The following is a 13,981-nucleotide window of genomic DNA, read 5'->3' as shown; positions in this document are numbered from 1 at the left end:
TGCCCATGGAGCCCCGCATGGATGCCCCCGCTCCACCGCCGCTGCCAGCCCCGCTGGCGGCCGCGACCGCGCGCGGCGGCCCGGATGACGCTGCGCAACTGCGCCTGTTGTCGGTCCTGCACTACGTGATGGCCGGGTTTACCGCGCTGTTCTCGCTGTTTCCGGTGATCTACCTGGTGATGGGCATCGCCGTGCTCAGCGGGGCCATGCCGGTGGACAGCAGCACTGCATCCAGCCCGTCGGAGACCCGGCTGCTGGGAGGCGTGTTCACCGCGCTGGGCGGCGTGTTCTTCGTGGGCATGCTGGGCATGGCGGCCTTCCTCGTCTACGCCGGGCGCTGCCTGGCGCGACAGCAACGGCACACGCTGTGCCTGGTTGCCGCCGGCGTGTGCTGCATGTTCATGCCGCTGGGCACGGCGCTGGGCGTGTTCACGCTGGTTGTCCTGACCCGCACGTCGGTGCGTGAGCGCTTCGCCCCGGGTGCAACCGCGCGCGCCTGCACGCCCTGACCTGCTGGCTGATCCCCATGAATCCACGTGGCCGCAGCGCCCGTCCGTCGTCGATGCCCAAGCAACTCGCCCTTGCCGCCGTGCTGGCGGTGTTCGCGGCCAGCTGGATCCACCCGCTGTGGCCGCTGGAACAGACCCTGCACAGCACCCTGACCGTGATCGGGCTGGTGGCGCTGTGGTGGGTGGACCGGCGTTGGCAGCTGGGCAGCGGGGCATTCGCCGCGATCTGCGGCTTCATCGCCATCCATTGCATCGCCGCGCGCTGGCTGTACTCCAACGTGCCCTACGACGCCTGGCTGCAGGCCGCGCTGCACTGGTCGCCCACGGCCGCGTTCGGCTGGGAACGCAACCACTTCGACCGGCTCATCCATTTCCTCTACGGCCTGTGCTTCACCCCTGCCCTGCTCCAGCTGGCACGGCATGCGTGGCCGGCACTGCGGCTGGGCCAGGCGTTCAGCCTGGCGGTGATGGCGGTGATGTGTTCCAGCCTGGTCTACGAATGGCTGGAATGGGGCATCGCCCTGGCGCTGTCGCCGGAGGCGGCCGAAGCCTACAACGGCCAGCAGGGCGATATGTGGGACGCCCATGCGGACATGCTGCTGGCCACGCTCGGCAGCCTGCTGGTGTGGCCGCTGGCCCGTGCGAGCGCGCGCCGATGAAGACGCCCAGCCGCATCGCCGTGCTGGCCTCGGGCGGTGGCAGCAATCTGCAGGCGATCCTGGCCGCGATCGGCGCCGGCCAGCTCGACGCCGAGGTGGTCGCGGTGCTGTCCGACAAGCCCGATGCACCGGCCCTGCAGCGCGTGGCGGTCGAACGACGCTGGGCCGGCACGCCGAAGGACTTTGCCGACCGCGCGGCGTTCGACGCCGCACTGGGCGATGCCCTGGCCGGCGTTGCACCGGACTGGGTGGTCTGCGCCGGCTACATGCGCATCCTTGGCGAGGCCTTCGTGGCACGTTTCGACGGCCGCCTGGTCAACATCCATCCGTCGCTGCTGCCGCTGTACAAGGGCCTGCATACCCACGCCCGGGCGCTGGAAGCTGGCGATGCCGAACACGGCGCCAGCGTCCATTTCGTGGTGCCCGAGCTGGACGCCGGCAGCGTGCTGGCCCAGGCGCGGGTGCCGGTACAGGCCGATGACACCGCCCAGACCCTTGCCCAGCGGGTGCTGGCGGTCGAGCACCCGCTGCTGATTGCCAGCCTGCAATGGCTGGTGGCCGGGCGTGTGACTGAACGGGACGGGCAGCTGCAGGTCGACGGTCACCCCCTGTTTAGTCCTTTGCGCCTAGATTGCGCCGGCAAGCTGAACAGGTGAGCGGCGCCCACACGCGCTACTGATCCAGACGCTGGCATCCTTTCCCTTCCTCCCGCTGCGTGCCCGCATGAAAACCTCTTTGTCCAAGCCAGTGCTGCTGATCGCATCCCTGCTGTGCACCGTGGCGATGGCGCAGGCGCAGGAACCACCTGCGGCTCCTGCCGAAGCACCGCTGCCGCCGCTGCCGGCGATGCAGTGGGAAGCGCCGCCGCTGGAGCCGTTCACCGCCACCTACCAGGCCCTCTACAAGGGCAAGCAGGCCGGCGACGCCACCCTGCGCGTCACCCACACCGGCGGCACGCAGTGGCGGGTGGACATGCAGGTGGTGGGCCGGCACGGCTTCGCCAGCGTGCTGGGCCTGAACCTGGAACAGAGCACGGTGTTCGAGAAGCAGGGCGACCTGTACGTGCCGCTGAGCCAGGCGACCGTGCGCAAGGGTTTGTTCCTGGGCAAGAAGGTCACCGGCACCTACAACTGGCAGGCCGGTACGGCACAGTGGCTGGGCGACCTGAAGAAGGAGCGCACCCAGCCGATCCCGCTGCAGGCCGGCGACCAGAGCGCCCTGCTGCTGAACCTGGCGATCATGCGCGACGCCCGCCCCGGTGGGCAGATGCATTACCGCTATGTCGATGTCGGCCGCGTACGCCAGCACGACTACCAGGCCGCGCCGGACACCGAAACGGTCCAGGTCGGCGAGTTGTCCTACAACGCGCTGCGGGTCTATCGGACCAACGGCGGCAATGACGAAACCATCCTCTGGATCGCCAACGGGGTTCCCACCCCGGTGCGCATCCTGCAACGCGAAGACGGCGAAGATCGTGTCGATCTGCGCCTGATCGAATACCAAGGAGTCTGAGCATGAACCTGATGAACCGTCCGCTGACCTGGATCGCCGCCGGCGCACTGGCCGCGGTGAGCCTGCCGGCCATGGCCCTGGAGCCGTTCAAGGCCGACTACCTGGCCAGCTACATGGGCATGCAGGCCAATGGCAGCATGACCCTGGCCAGCGAAGGCGCTAACAAGTGGCGTTACAGCCTGAACGTGAAGAACCAGCTGGCCGATCTCAGCCAGAGCACCGTGTTCGAGGAAGCCAACGGTCGCCTGCGCCCGCTGAGCAGCCACGACCGCTCGGTGTTGCTGGTGAAGAAGCGCAACGTGGACGCCAACTACAACTGGTCCAGCAACCAGGCCACCTGGACGGGCGACATCAAGGCCGACCGCCGTGGCCCGGTGGCGTTGAAGGCCGGCGACATGGATGCGCTGCTGATCAACCTGGCGATCGCCCGCGACCTGGCCGCGGGCAAGCCGCTGAACTACCGCATGGTCGACGAAGGCCGGATCAAGCCGATGAGCTACAAAGTGGTCGGCACGGAGAAAATCACCGTGGGCGGCAAGTCGTATGACGCCACCAAGGTGTCGCGCACCGACGGCAACAAGGAGCTGATCGCCTGGATCGTGCCGGAGTTCCCGGTGCCGGCGCGCCTGCTGCAGCGCGAAGGCGGCAAGGACGCGCTGGATCTGACCATCAAAGGAATGAACTGAGGTAGAGCCGACCGTTGGTCGGCTGCGCTTCGTCCATCCAGATACCAAGGCAACGGCAGCCGACCAACGGTCGGCTCTACGTTGTTGCCGCATGCAGAAACGCCCGCTTGCGCGGGCGTTTTTGTTATTCCTTTTTGGCGTCTTCGCCAAACACCGTCTTGCAGTCCACGCGGATCTGCTGGCCGTTGCCGCGCCAATAGAACGTGCGGCAATGGCGGTTGCCGTCCTGGGTGGTGGTCGCGCCTACGGCATAGAACGCCTGCAACACCTCGGTCCGGCTGACCGTGCCGTCGGCGTTCCAGTCCATGTCCTGCTGCTCGATGCCCTGGGTGATGGCGATGTTGGCGTACCAGGCATAGCCCAGCCATGCCAGCACCACCAGTACCAGGATCAGCAGCGCCTTGCGGCGGCGGGTGAACTTGCCGCGCAGGATCATCCGGTGATCCGCCGGATGGTCGCGCCCAGCGAAGACAGCTTCTCTTCGATGTTCTCGTAGCCGCGGTCGAGGTGGTAGATGCGGTCGATGGTGGTGTCACCCTCGGCCATCAGCCCGGCCAGGATCAACGACGCCGACGCGCGCAGGTCGGTGGCCATCACCGGCGCACCGCTCAGGTGCTCGGCGCCGCGCACGATCGCGGTGTGGCCTTCCACCTGGATATCCGCACCGAGGCGCAGCAGCTCGTTGACGTGCATGAAACGGTTTTCAAAGATCGTTTCATTGATCACGCCCACGCCCTCGGCCACGCAGTTGAGCGCCATGAACTGCGCCTGCATGTCGGTCGGGAAGCCCGGGTACACCGCCGTGGTCAGGTTGACCGCGCGCGGGCGCTTGCCTTCCATGTCCAAGGTGATGCTGTCTTCGGTGGTCTCGATCTTCGCGCCGGCTTCCACCAGCTTGGACAGCACCGCGTCCATGGTGTTCGGCCGGGCGCGGTTGACCGTGACCTTGCCGCCGGTCATCGCCGCGGCGACCAGGAAGGTGCCGGTTTCGATGCGGTCGGGCAGCACTTCATGGCGGCCGCCGGACAACGTCTCCACGCCCTCGATCACCAGGCGGGCGGTGCCCAGGCCTTCGATCTTCGCGCCGAGTGCGATCAGGCAATGCGCCAGGTCGGTGACTTCCGGCTCCATCGCCGCGTTGTCCAGCACGGTGGTGCCTTCGGCCAGTACCGCGGCCATCAGCACGTTCTCGGTCCCGGTGACGCTGACCATGTCGAAGGTGAAATGCGCCCCCTTCAGCCGCGTGGCCACATGGGCCTTGATGAAGCCGTTTTCGACGGTGATCTCCGCCCCCAGCGCCTGCAGCCCCTTGATGTGCTGGTCGACCGGCCGTGAGCCGATCGCGCAGCCGCCGGGCAGCGACACTTCAGCCGCGCCGAAGCGGGCCAGCAACGGGCCCAGCACCAGGATCGAGGCGCGCATGGTGCGCACCAGCTCATACGGGGCCACGTGCTGGTTGACCGAACGCGGGTCGACCACGATCGCGCTACCGCGCGACAGGGTGCCCTGGTCGATGGTGACCTTGGCCCCCAGTTCGCTGAGCAGCTTCACCGTGGTGACCACGTCGTGCAGGTGCGGCACGTTGGTGATTTCCACCGGCGCATCGGCCAGCAGGGTGGCGCACAGGATGGGCAGAACGGCGTTCTTGGCGCCGGAAATGTTCACTTCACCGTGCAGCGGCTTGCCGCCGGTCACTACGATCTTGGCCATGGAGTCTACTTTGAATGAGGTAGAGCCGACCGTTGGTCGGCTGAAACGATAAACGCGACGGATATTCCGGAATCAACCGCCGCCCGCTTCGCCCGGGGTCACCGTCTTCAGCGCCAGCGCGTGGATCGCCCCGCCCATCAGATCGCCCAGGGTGGCATAGACCATGCGGTGGCGCGCCAGCGGCAGCTTGCCGGCAAAGGCGTCACAGACCACGGTGGCCTCGAAGTGCACGCCATCGTCACCCTGCACGTCCGCGCGGGCGCCGGGCAGGCCGGTTTCGATCAGATTGCAGATGGTCTCGGCGTCCAACGGGCTTTCCTAATAAAATGAGCGTCCATTCTACTCTTCCGCGTGGCGCCCGCATGGCTGTATCGCCCCTGCTCCCCCATCCGGCCGACCCTGCGGCACTGGTCGCCAGCGGCCGCCGCGTGTTCCAGATCGAGCGCGACGCGCTGGAGGCGGTGGCCGAGCGCCTCGGCGAGGACTTCGCCGAGGCCTGCCAACTGGTCCTGCACGGCAAGGGCCGGGTGGTCGCCACCGGCATGGGCAAGTCCGGTCACGTGGCCCGCAAGATCGCCGCCACCCTGGCCTCCACCGGCACCCCGGCCTTCTACGTGCACCCCGGTGAAGCCGGCCACGGCGACCTGGGCATGATCACCGAGGACGATGTGGTACTGGCGCTGTCCTATTCGGGCGAGTCCGACGAGCTGCTGATGCTGCTGCCGGTGCTCAAGCGCCAGGGCAACCGGTTGATCGCCATGACCGGCCGGCCGCAGTCCAGCCTTGCCCTGGCCGCCGACGTGCATCTGGACGTCAGCGTGCCGGCCGAGGCCTGCCCGCTGGCGCTGGCGCCGACCTCCAGCACCACCGCCTCGCTGGCGATGGGCGATGCGCTGGCGGTGGCCCTGCTGGACGCGCGTGGCTTCACCGCCGACGATTTCGCCCGCTCGCACCCTGCCGGCAGCCTCGGCCGCCGGCTGCTGCTGCACATCACCGATGTGATGCACAGCGGCGAGGAGCTGCCGCAGGTGGACGCCGGGGCCAGCCTCAGCGAGGCCCTGGTGGAGATGAGCCGCAAGCGCCTGGGCATGACCGCCGTGGTCGACGCCGACAACCGCCTGATCGGCCTGTTCACCGACGGCGACCTGCGCCGTGCGCTGGACACCGCGCTGGACGTGCGCAGCGCGAAGATCGCCGAGGTGATGACCCGCAATCCACGCACCATCGGTGCCGACCGGCTCGCCGCCGAGGCCGCGCAGCTGATGGAGACCTACAAGATCACCGGCCTGATGGTGGTCGACGCCGACGGCCGCCTGGTCGGCGCGCTCAACATTCATGACCTGTTGCGGGCGCGGGTGGTTTAAACCACAGTTCCCCTTCCTCCATTCAGCCAACCCTGCCCCCGCCGATGCCCTATTCCCCGCTGCCCGCCTTTCCGTCCCACCTGCATGCCGTTGCCGGCCGCATCCGGCTGGCCTGCTTCGACGTGGACGGCACGCTCACCGACGGTCGGCTCTACTACGACCGTGAAGGCAACGAGAGCAAGGCGTATTACGTGCAGGACGGACTTGGCCTGAAACTGCTGCAGCAGCATGGCATCCACCCGGTGCTGATCACCGCGCGCAACAGCCTGTCGGCGCAGAAGCGGGGTGCCGACCTGGGTATCGACACCCAGATCGCGGTCGGCGACAAGCTGGCCAGCGTGCGCGCGCTGTGCGCCACCCACGGCATCGGCCTGGACCAGGTCGCGTTCATGGGCGATGACCTGCCCGACCTGGCGCCGCTGTGCGCGGTCGGCCTGGCGGTCGCCCCGGCCAACGCGCACCCGTGGGTCGCCGAGCGCGTGCACTGGCAGACCCGCAGCGACGGCGGTCGCGGCGCCGCACGCGAGCTGTGCGACGTGCTGCTGGCCGCACAGGGCCATGTGGACGCGGTGCTGGCGAGGTTCGGCGCATGAACTGGCGCACCCTGCTGGGAGGCCTGCTGCTGGTGGCCGCCGTGCTCAGCGGCTGGTCGCTGCTGCGCCACCGCGATACCCCGGCCGCCGCGGTCGCCGATGACGGCAGCAAGGATTACGTGCTGCACGACTTCCAGATCGTGGCGCTGGACGAACAGGGCAAGGAGTCCACCACGCTGCAGGCGCCCTTGATGGAGCGCGCGCGCAATGACGAGACGATGACCATCGCCACGCCGCTGTTCCTGCTGCCCGACAACGAGGGCAACCACTGGGAACTGCGCAGCGAGAAGGGCTGGGTCAGCGCCAATGGCGAGCAGCTCAAGCTCACCGGCAACGTCAGCGGCGACAGCCCCAAGGTGCCCAGCGTGCCGCCCACCACCTTCCGCACCGACCATCTGGACGTGTTCCCCAAGGAAAGCCGCGCCAAGACCGACGCCCTGGTGACCATGACCCGCCCGGGCATGACCCAGTCCGGGGTCGGGTTCGAGCTGGATTCCAAGAGCAAGACGTATCATTTCCTCAGCCAGTCCAAGGGCCGCTACACGCCCAGCCGCTGAACCGATGCAGGCCGGGCGACGTCCACTGGACCGGCGCCGGCGGCACCCACACCCCTATCCCCGGCCCGGCTCCCGCCTGGCCACGCCCCCAACACCGGCAGGAAATCCCCAGTCAATGAAGATTCTATTTGCAGCCGCATGCGCGATCAGTCTTCTGGTTCCGGCCTTCGCCACCCAGGCGAAGTCGACCGACCGCAACCAGGACATGACCATCGACGCAGGCGCCCAGTCCGGCACGCTGATCGGTGACGGCAAGACCACCCTGTCCCAGGGCGTGGTGATCACCCAGGGCACGCTCGACCTGCGCTCGGCCGATGCCGAGATCTACATGAAGGACGGCGAAGCGGTGCGCGCGGTGTTCACCGGCAAGCAGGCCAAACTCAAGCAGCAGCTCGACGACGGCAGCTGGATGGACGCCACCGCCGACCGCATCGACTACGACATCAAGGCCGAAGTGCTGACCATGACCGGCAACTACAACGTCAAGAGCGCTCGCGGCACCAATGCCGGCCAGAAGATGACCTACAACACCCGTACCGGCGAAATGAACAGCGGTGGCGACGGCACCCGCGTGCGTACGGTCATCCCGCCCAAGAACAAGACCGCCGCCCCGGCCGCGACCACCCCGGCCACCAAGACCACCGTCCCCACTGCCGGGAGCAAGAAGTAATGCTCGTCGCCAAAGGCCTGCGCAAGCGCTACAAGCAGCGTGAAGTGGTCAAGGACTTCGAACTGACCCTGGAGGCCGGTGAAGTGGTGGGCCTGCTCGGCCCGAACGGTGCCGGCAAGACCACCTGCTTCTACATGATCGTGGGCCTGGTCGAAGCCGATGCCGGCAGCATCGTGCTGGACGGCAAGGACATCACCGGCGACCCGATGTACACCCGCGCCAAGCAGGGCGTGGGTTACCTGCCGCAGGAGCCGTCGGTGTTCCGCAAGCTGAGCGTGGCCGACAACATCCGCCTGGTGCTGGAGCTGCGCGATGACCTGGACAAGGCCGGCCGCGAGAAGGAGCTGAATTCGCTGCTGGACGAACTGCAGATCGGCCATGTCGCCGACCAGCTCGGCGCCAGCCTGTCCGGCGGCGAGCGCCGCCGCTGCGAGATCGCCCGTGCCCTGGCCGCGCGCCCGCGGCTGATCCTGCTGGACGAACCGTTCGCCGGCGTCGACCCGATCTCGGTCGGGGAGATCCAGCGCATCGTCACCCACCTCAAGCAGCGCGGGATCGGGGTCCTGATCACCGACCACAATGTGCGTGAGACCTTGGGAATCTGCGACCGCGCGTATATCCTCAATGAAGGCAGCGTACTGGCGCAGGGGGCACCCGAAGCGATCCTGGACAATGCCGACGTCCGTCGCGTCTACCTTGGAGACACCTTCAAGCTCTGACCTGCGGCCGTCGCGACGCCTTTCCTTCGTTCGGCACAGGCATGAAAGCACGGCTGCAGACATCGCTGGGGCAACAACTGGTCATGACGCCGCAGCTGCGCCAGGCGATCAAGTTGCTGCAGATGTCCAGCGCCGAACTGGACCTTGAGATCGCCGAGGCGGTGGAGACCAACCCACTGCTGGACTGGGCCGAAAACAGCGAGCCCCCGCTGGACGTGGCACCCGGCGACGACGAGCGCCCCGCCACGCCCACCGACACCCATACCGACGGCGAGCACCCGGTCTCGGCCAGCGACGACTGGTCGCCCGGCGAGGGCGACTGGAGCAGCGGCAACAGCGGTGGCTCGTTCGACGATGACGACACCGGCAGCGCCGCCGAGCGCGTGGCCGAAACCGAGACCCTGGCCGACCACCTGCTGTGGCAGCTGCATCTGTCGCACCTGTCCCTGCGCGACCGCAGCATCGGGGCGGCGCTGATCGACGCCTTTGAAGAAGACGGCTATCTGCGCGAGCCACTCCCGGCCATCGCCGATACCCTGCTGCCGGCCATTCACGCCGATGAAGGCGAGATCCTGACCGTGCTCCACCAGATCCAGCGTTTCGACCCGATCGGGGTCGGCGCGCGCAGCCTGGGCGAATGCCTGCAGCTGCAGCTGGACGTACTGCCCGCCGACACCCCCGGCCTGGCCCTGGCCCGGCGCATCGCCGACGGCCCGTTGGAGCGGCTGCCCCGCAGCGGCGTCGCCGGATTGGCGCACGAACTGCGCGAGCCGCTGGCCGTGGTCGACACCGCCGTGCACTTGCTGCGCTCGCTGGACCCGCGCCCGGGGGCCCAGATCGGCGCGCTGGCCCATGACAGCTACGTGGTCCCCGACTGCGTGGTGTGGCGCCAGAACGGGGTCTGGCGCGCGGCCCTGGCCGGCCATGCGGGCCCCAAGGTGGTCATCCACCGTGGCTACGAACAGATGATCCGACGCTGTGGCGAGGCCGACGCCGGTTACCTGCGCGCCCACCTGCAGGAGGCGCGCTGGCTGCTCAAGGGGTTGGAGGCGCGCGGCGAGACCCTGCTGCGGGTGATGCGCAGCCTGCTGCAGCAGCAGTCGGCCTTTCTCGAGTTCGGTGAACAGGCGCTGCGCCCGCTGACCCTGCGCGAGGTGGCCGGCGAGCTGGGCCTGCACGAGTCGACCATTTCGCGGGCGATCGCCCGCAAGTACGTCCGCACCCCGCGCGGCACCCTGCCACTGCGCGCGTTCTTCGCCTCCGGGATCGACACCGACAGCGGCGGCGAGGCGTCCAGCACCGCCATCCAGGCCATGATCCGGCGCCTGATCGACGACGAGAATCCGCGCAAGCCGCTTTCTGACGCCAAGCTGGCTGACCTGCTCAAAGGGTCGGGAATACCGGTAGCGCGGCGCACCGTGGCGAAGTATCGTGAGGCCATGAACATTTCCGCCTCGCACGAAAGAGTAAGGATCGTCTGACGCTTCGCCGCATCAGGCGGGAAGGTTCATTGGCTCATCCGAACAAAAAGGAGAAACCCGATGCACATCGAAACGTTTGGCAAGGACCACCTAGAGATCACCCCGGCTCTGAACGAGTACGTGGAGACCAAGCTGGGGCGGCTGGGGAAGCACTTCGACCAGCACTGCGAGGTTCGCGTGCAGTTGTCGATCCGCAAGCCGGAACACCATGCCGATGCGAGTGTGAACGTTCCCGGGCAGACCCTGCACGCCGATGCCAGCGCCTCCACGATGTATGCCGCGATCGATATCCTGGCCGACAAGCTCGACCGCCTCGTGATCAAGCACAAGGAGAAAAAACAGCAGCACGCACCGCTCCCGGTGGGCGACAATGACGACTGACGTCCTCGTTCTCCCCTGACATGCCCTTGACTGATCTTCTGGCGGCCGTGCGCACGCAAGTGTTGCCGGCCGCCGATCGCGACAGCGTGCTGCTGGCCGCCGCCCGGCTGCTGGCCTGCCGCGAAGCCAACACCGAGCTGATCTACCAGAACCTGTGCCAGCGCGAACAGCTGGGCAGCACCGCGATCGGCCATGGCATCGCCATCCCGCACGGCCGCGCGCCCCTGCTGGAACGCCCGCGCGGTGCCCTGCTGCGGCTGGACACCCCGGTGGAGTTCGGCGGCGACGAGCCGGTCGACCTGGTCTTCGCGATCGCCGTTCCCTCGCATTACACCCATCAACACCTGATGCTGCTGTCCGAACTGGCCGAGCTGTTTTCCGAGCCCGCCATCCGCCAGGCACTGCGCGACGCGCGCGATGCCGATGGCCTGCGCCAGGTGATCGAATTTCCCCCGCCAGCGAGTGCCGCATGAATACCAGCATCACCGCGCGCGAACTGTTCGAACAGCAGCGCGACCGCCTGGCCCTGCGCTGGGTGGCCGGGCAGCAGGGCGAGCGCCGCGAACTGGAAGCCGGCAATACCGTCTCGCGACGCCCGTCGCTGGCCGGCTACCTCAACGCGATCTACCCCAACAAAGTGCAGATCCTTGGCACCGAGGAGCTGTCCTGGCTGGACTCGCTGGACTCGCGGCAGCGCTGGGAGACCATCGAGCGGATCATGCAGTCGCACCCGCTGGCGCTGGTGATCACCCGCAACCAGCCCTGCCCGGAAGACCTGCGCGCGGCCGCCGACGAATCGCAGACCCCGTTGTGGATCTCGCCCAAGCGCGGCCACGAACTGCTCAACCATCTGTCCTACCACCTGGCCCGTACGCTGGCGCCACGGGTGATCCTGCATGGCGTGTTCATGGAGATCTACTCGATCGGCGTGCTGATCACCGGCGAGGCCGGGTCCGGCAAAAGCGAGCTGGCCCTGGAACTGCTCAGCCGCGGCCATCGGCTGGTGGCCGATGACGCCCCCGAATTCACCCAGATCGCCCCGGACGTGCTCGACGGCACCTGCCCCGAGCTGCTCCAGGACCTGCTGGAAGTACGCGGCCTGGGGGTGCTCAACGTGCGCGAGATGTTCGGTGACACCGCTGTAAAGAAGAACAAGTACCTTCGGCTGATCGTCCACCTGACCAAGCCGATGACCGAACCCACCCCGCACGGCTATGAGCGCCTGACCGGTGATTCCGGTACCCGCCACGTGCTGGACCTGGACGTACCGCTGATCACCCTGCCAGTCATGCCCGGCCGCAACCTGTCGGTGCTGACCGAAGCGGCCACCCGGCTGCACATTCTGCGGACCAAGGGTATTGATCCTGCGGCCATGTTCATCGCCCGCCATAGCAACCTGCTGGAACGACGCACCCCATGAACACCCCCGCCCCCGCCTCCGCCCCGACCGCTGCCACCCTGATCATCGTCAGCGGCCTGTCCGGTTCGGGCAAGACGGTCGCGCTGAAGACCCTGGAAGACCTCGACTACTACTGCTCGGACAACCTGCCGATCCACCTGCTGCCCGATTTCGTCCGCAGCCTGCTGGCTGGCCACGACGCCGAGGCACCGCGCCGGCTGGCGGTGGGCATCGACGTGCGCGGCCAGAGCGACCTGACCCAGCTTTCGCACTGGCGCGAAGAGGCCCAGGCCGCCGGCCTGGACGCGCAGCTGCTGTTCTTCGATGCCACCGATGAAACCCTGCTCAAGCGCTACGCCGACACCCGCCGCCGCCACCCGCTCAGCCAGCTGGGGCTGTCGCTGCCCGAAGCCATCGCCCGCGAGCGCGAGCTGACCGCCCCGCTGCGCCGTGCCGCCGATGCGGTGATCGACACCACCCACTTCAACGTGCACCAGCTGCGCCGCAAGGTGGTCACCGAATTCGCGCTGACCCACGGCAACAAGCTCTCGCTGCTGTTCGAGTCCTTCGCCTACAAACGCGGTGTCCCGGCCGAGGCCGACTTCGTGTTCGACGTGCGGGTGCTGCCCAATCCGCATTGGGACCCGGAACTGCGGCCGCTGTCCGGTCGCGACCGGGGCGTGCGCGAGCACCTGGAACAGCAGCCGGACGTGCAGCGCTACACCGGCCAGCTGATCGATTTCCTCGACACCTGGCTGCCACGGCTGGGCAATGACACCCGCAGCTACGTCACCGTGGCCTTCGGGTGCACCGGCGGCAAGCACCGCTCGGTATACATGGCCGAACGCATGGCCCGGCACGCACGCGAGCAGGGCTGGGCCGAGGTGGCCACCTTCCACCGGGAACTGGATTGACTGCGTGCAGGGGCACCCGATCTGGAACACAGAAATGTCACCGGATTGGGGGCCGTGCGCGGAAACGCCCTTTTTTAAACGTCATCGGACCAACGGTCCGGTGCTACCCGGGATAGGCCGCGTGCGGCTTACCCCTACCCCCAATTCATGTTGACCTGTTAACGTTCGGCAATGACCTGTGGCATTCTCCTCGTAACTCATCCCGGTGTAGGCACGTCGCTGTTGGACGTGGCTACGCGGCTGCTGCGGCACCTGCCGCTGAAGACCGAAGCTTTCGAAGTACCGTTCGACGCAGACCTGGACGTCCTGCTCCCACTCGCCTCGGCCGCCTTGCGCCGGGTGGACAGTGGCCAGGGCGTGCTGATCCTGACCGACCTGTACGGTGCCAGCCCCAGCAATCTGGCCGGGCAACTGGCTCGTCTGGGCACCCCGGCACGCCGGGTTTCGGCGCTTAGCCTGCCGATGGTGTTGCGGGTGATGAATTACCCGGAACAGGGACTGGATCAACTACCTGCCACTGCTGCGGCAGGCACTCGCAATGGAGCGATTGTCGACGATGCTTGAACGTGAACTCACCGTATCCAACCGCCTGGGCCTGCACGCCCGCGCTACTGCCAAACTGGTGCAGGAGCTGGCGCCGTTCCGCTGCAACGTGACCATGGCCGCCAAGGGCCGTGAGATCAACGCCAAGAGCATCATGGGCGTGATGCTGCTGGCCGCCGGCCAGGGCACCCCGGTCACCGTGCGCATCGAGGGCGAAGATGAAACCGCCGCGATGGACGCGGTGGTGGCGTTGTTTGAACGGCGCTTCGACGAGGACAGCTGAG

The 13,981-nt window shown here is 67.5% G+C and carries 20 protein-coding genes; 17 read left to right on the top strand and 3 right to left on the bottom strand.

Annotation, left to right across the window (positions count from 1 at the left end; translation table 11 throughout):
* The first annotated feature begins 17 nt into the window (after positions 1-17).
* The 5 genes from AC3IR9_RS04995 (at position 18) to AC3IR9_RS04975 (ending at position 3,366) form a co-directional block, all read left to right on the top strand.
* A complete protein-coding gene (locus AC3IR9_RS04995; protein WP_489294426.1) occupies positions 18-509 on the top strand; it encodes a hypothetical protein in 492 nt (163 codons plus the stop codon).
* Positions 510-526: 17 nt separating this feature from the next.
* The gene (locus AC3IR9_RS04990) at positions 527-1,168 is read left to right on the top strand and encodes a DUF2238 domain-containing protein (RefSeq protein ID WP_489294425.1); all 642 of its coding nucleotides are present in this window, start codon (positions 527-529) and stop codon (positions 1,166-1,168) included.
* Entirely contained in the window at positions 1,165-1,824 is a 660-nt protein-coding gene (gene purN / locus AC3IR9_RS04985; RefSeq protein ID WP_489294424.1) for a phosphoribosylglycinamide formyltransferase, read from the top strand. The genes AC3IR9_RS04990 and purN overlap by 4 nt, the downstream gene beginning before the upstream one ends.
* Before the next feature lie 67 nt (positions 1,825-1,891).
* Positions 1,892-2,680 (top strand): DUF3108 domain-containing protein, encoded by a 789-nt coding sequence (locus tag AC3IR9_RS04980; RefSeq protein WP_489294422.1) that lies wholly within the window; start codon positions 1,892-1,894, stop codon positions 2,678-2,680.
* 2 nt (positions 2,681-2,682) lie between these two features.
* A complete protein-coding gene (locus AC3IR9_RS04975; RefSeq protein WP_489294421.1) occupies positions 2,683-3,366 on the top strand; it encodes a DUF3108 domain-containing protein in 684 nt (227 codons plus the stop codon).
* A gap of 124 nt (positions 3,367-3,490) precedes the next feature.
* Here AC3IR9_RS04975 and AC3IR9_RS04970 read toward each other — a convergent pair whose 3' ends face one another.
* The 3 genes from AC3IR9_RS04970 to AC3IR9_RS04960 form a co-directional block, all read right to left on the bottom strand.
* The gene (locus AC3IR9_RS04970; RefSeq protein ID WP_489294419.1) at positions 3,491-3,802 is read right to left on the bottom strand and encodes an EF-hand domain-containing protein; all 312 of its coding nucleotides are present in this window, start codon (positions 3,800-3,802) and stop codon (positions 3,491-3,493) included.
* The gene (gene murA, locus AC3IR9_RS04965) at positions 3,799-5,076 is read right to left on the bottom strand and encodes a UDP-N-acetylglucosamine 1-carboxyvinyltransferase (protein WP_489294418.1); all 1,278 of its coding nucleotides are present in this window, start codon (positions 5,074-5,076) and stop codon (positions 3,799-3,801) included. Before murA ends, AC3IR9_RS04970 begins: the two co-directional genes overlap by 4 nt.
* Positions 5,077-5,148: 72 nt before the next feature.
* A complete protein-coding gene (locus AC3IR9_RS04960; RefSeq protein WP_489294416.1) occupies positions 5,149-5,385 on the bottom strand; it encodes a BolA family protein in 237 nt (78 codons plus the stop codon).
* 53 nt (positions 5,386-5,438) lie between these two features.
* Here AC3IR9_RS04960 and AC3IR9_RS04955 point away from each other — a divergent pair, with 53 nt between their 5' ends.
* From AC3IR9_RS04955 to AC3IR9_RS04900, 12 genes are all read left to right on the top strand, one after another.
* Positions 5,439-6,440, top strand: coding sequence for a KpsF/GutQ family sugar-phosphate isomerase (locus AC3IR9_RS04955; RefSeq protein WP_489294415.1), 1,002 nt, complete (start codon positions 5,439-5,441; stop codon positions 6,438-6,440).
* Between the two features lie 44 nt (positions 6,441-6,484).
* Complete coding sequence (locus tag AC3IR9_RS04950; RefSeq protein WP_489294414.1) at positions 6,485-7,033, top strand: KdsC family phosphatase; 549 nt, start codon at positions 6,485-6,487, stop codon at positions 7,031-7,033.
* The gene (gene lptC, locus AC3IR9_RS04945; RefSeq protein WP_489294413.1) at positions 7,030-7,590 is read left to right on the top strand and encodes an LPS export ABC transporter periplasmic protein LptC; all 561 of its coding nucleotides are present in this window, start codon (positions 7,030-7,032) and stop codon (positions 7,588-7,590) included. The genes AC3IR9_RS04950 and lptC overlap by 4 nt, the downstream gene beginning before the upstream one ends.
* Positions 7,591-7,705: 115 nt before the next feature.
* Positions 7,706-8,260 (top strand): lipopolysaccharide transport periplasmic protein LptA, encoded by a 555-nt coding sequence (lptA, locus tag AC3IR9_RS04940; RefSeq protein ID WP_489294411.1) that lies wholly within the window; start codon positions 7,706-7,708, stop codon positions 8,258-8,260.
* Entirely contained in the window at positions 8,260-8,979 is a 720-nt protein-coding gene (lptB, locus tag AC3IR9_RS04935; protein WP_489294410.1) for an LPS export ABC transporter ATP-binding protein, read from the top strand. The genes lptA and lptB overlap by 1 nt, the downstream gene beginning before the upstream one ends.
* 41 nt (positions 8,980-9,020) lie before the next feature.
* Positions 9,021-10,460 carry an RNA polymerase factor sigma-54 gene (locus AC3IR9_RS04930; RefSeq protein WP_489294409.1) on the top strand — a complete coding sequence of 480 codons (1,440 nt, stop codon included), beginning with the start codon at positions 9,021-9,023 and terminating at the stop codon, positions 10,458-10,460.
* Positions 10,461-10,520: 60 nt separating this feature from the next.
* On the top strand, positions 10,521-10,841 hold the full coding sequence (gene hpf / locus AC3IR9_RS04925) for a ribosome hibernation-promoting factor, HPF/YfiA family (protein WP_489294408.1): 321 nt from the start codon (positions 10,521-10,523) through the stop codon (positions 10,839-10,841).
* A 20-nt stretch (positions 10,842-10,861) separates the two neighbouring features.
* Positions 10,862-11,314 (top strand): PTS sugar transporter subunit IIA, encoded by a 453-nt coding sequence (locus AC3IR9_RS04920; protein ID WP_489294406.1) that lies wholly within the window; start codon positions 10,862-10,864, stop codon positions 11,312-11,314.
* Entirely contained in the window at positions 11,311-12,261 is a 951-nt protein-coding gene (gene hprK, locus AC3IR9_RS04915) for an HPr(Ser) kinase/phosphatase (protein WP_489294404.1), read from the top strand. Before AC3IR9_RS04920 ends, hprK begins: the two co-directional genes overlap by 4 nt.
* On the top strand, positions 12,258-13,154 hold the full coding sequence (rapZ, locus tag AC3IR9_RS04910) for an RNase adapter RapZ (RefSeq protein WP_489294403.1): 897 nt from the start codon (positions 12,258-12,260) through the stop codon (positions 13,152-13,154). The genes hprK and rapZ overlap by 4 nt, the downstream gene beginning before the upstream one ends.
* Before the next feature lie 171 nt (positions 13,155-13,325).
* Positions 13,326-13,718: a PTS sugar transporter subunit IIA gene (locus tag AC3IR9_RS04905; protein WP_489294402.1), complete on the top strand. Its 393-nt coding sequence runs from the start codon at positions 13,326-13,328 to the stop codon at positions 13,716-13,718.
* Positions 13,711-13,980: an HPr family phosphocarrier protein gene (locus tag AC3IR9_RS04900; RefSeq protein WP_489294401.1), complete on the top strand. Its 270-nt coding sequence runs from the start codon at positions 13,711-13,713 to the stop codon at positions 13,978-13,980. Before AC3IR9_RS04905 ends, AC3IR9_RS04900 begins: the two co-directional genes overlap by 8 nt.
* The last annotated feature ends 1 nt before the right edge of the window (position 13,981 follow it).

The organism is Stenotrophomonas sp. GL_101 (assembly GCF_057835675.1).
Note: the sequence above shows the minus strand (reverse complement) of the source record. Positions and strands in the feature narration are given on the sequence as shown.

Bases quoted from the DNA above. Each gene is read 5' to 3' on its own strand.
- AC3IR9_RS04930 (WP_489294409.1), top strand. From the start codon at position 9,021: ATGAAAGCACGGCTGCAGACATCGCTGGGGCAACAACTGGTCATGACG.
- AC3IR9_RS04900 (WP_489294401.1), top strand. From the start codon at position 13,711: ATGCTTGAACGTGAACTCACCGTATCCAACCGCCTGGGCCTGCACGCC.
- AC3IR9_RS04995 (WP_489294426.1), top strand. From the start codon at position 18: ATGGATGCCCCCGCTCCACCGCCGCTGCCAGCCCCGCTGGCGGCCGCG.
- AC3IR9_RS04970 (WP_489294419.1), bottom strand. From the start codon at position 3,802: ATGATCCTGCGCGGCAAGTTCACCCGCCGCCGCAAGGCGCTGCTGATC.
- hprK (WP_489294404.1), top strand. From the start codon at position 11,311: ATGAATACCAGCATCACCGCGCGCGAACTGTTCGAACAGCAGCGCGAC.
- hpf (WP_489294408.1), top strand. From the start codon at position 10,521: ATGCACATCGAAACGTTTGGCAAGGACCACCTAGAGATCACCCCGGCT.
- lptC (WP_489294413.1), top strand. From the start codon at position 7,030: ATGAACTGGCGCACCCTGCTGGGAGGCCTGCTGCTGGTGGCCGCCGTG.
- AC3IR9_RS04980 (WP_489294422.1), top strand. From the start codon at position 1,892: ATGAAAACCTCTTTGTCCAAGCCAGTGCTGCTGATCGCATCCCTGCTG.
- rapZ (WP_489294403.1), top strand. From the start codon at position 12,258: ATGAACACCCCCGCCCCCGCCTCCGCCCCGACCGCTGCCACCCTGATC.
- purN (WP_489294424.1), top strand. From the start codon at position 1,165: ATGAAGACGCCCAGCCGCATCGCCGTGCTGGCCTCGGGCGGTGGCAGC.
- murA (WP_489294418.1), bottom strand. From the start codon at position 5,076: ATGGCCAAGATCGTAGTGACCGGCGGCAAGCCGCTGCACGGTGAAGTG.
- AC3IR9_RS04955 (WP_489294415.1), top strand. From the start codon at position 5,439: ATGGCTGTATCGCCCCTGCTCCCCCATCCGGCCGACCCTGCGGCACTG.
- AC3IR9_RS04905 (WP_489294402.1), top strand. From the start codon at position 13,326: ATGACCTGTGGCATTCTCCTCGTAACTCATCCCGGTGTAGGCACGTCG.
- lptA (WP_489294411.1), top strand. From the start codon at position 7,706: ATGAAGATTCTATTTGCAGCCGCATGCGCGATCAGTCTTCTGGTTCCG.
- lptB (WP_489294410.1), top strand. From the start codon at position 8,260: ATGCTCGTCGCCAAAGGCCTGCGCAAGCGCTACAAGCAGCGTGAAGTG.
- AC3IR9_RS04990 (WP_489294425.1), top strand. From the start codon at position 527: ATGAATCCACGTGGCCGCAGCGCCCGTCCGTCGTCGATGCCCAAGCAA.
- AC3IR9_RS04950 (WP_489294414.1), top strand. From the start codon at position 6,485: ATGCCCTATTCCCCGCTGCCCGCCTTTCCGTCCCACCTGCATGCCGTT.
- AC3IR9_RS04975 (WP_489294421.1), top strand. From the start codon at position 2,683: ATGAACCTGATGAACCGTCCGCTGACCTGGATCGCCGCCGGCGCACTG.
- AC3IR9_RS04920 (WP_489294406.1), top strand. From the start codon at position 10,862: ATGCCCTTGACTGATCTTCTGGCGGCCGTGCGCACGCAAGTGTTGCCG.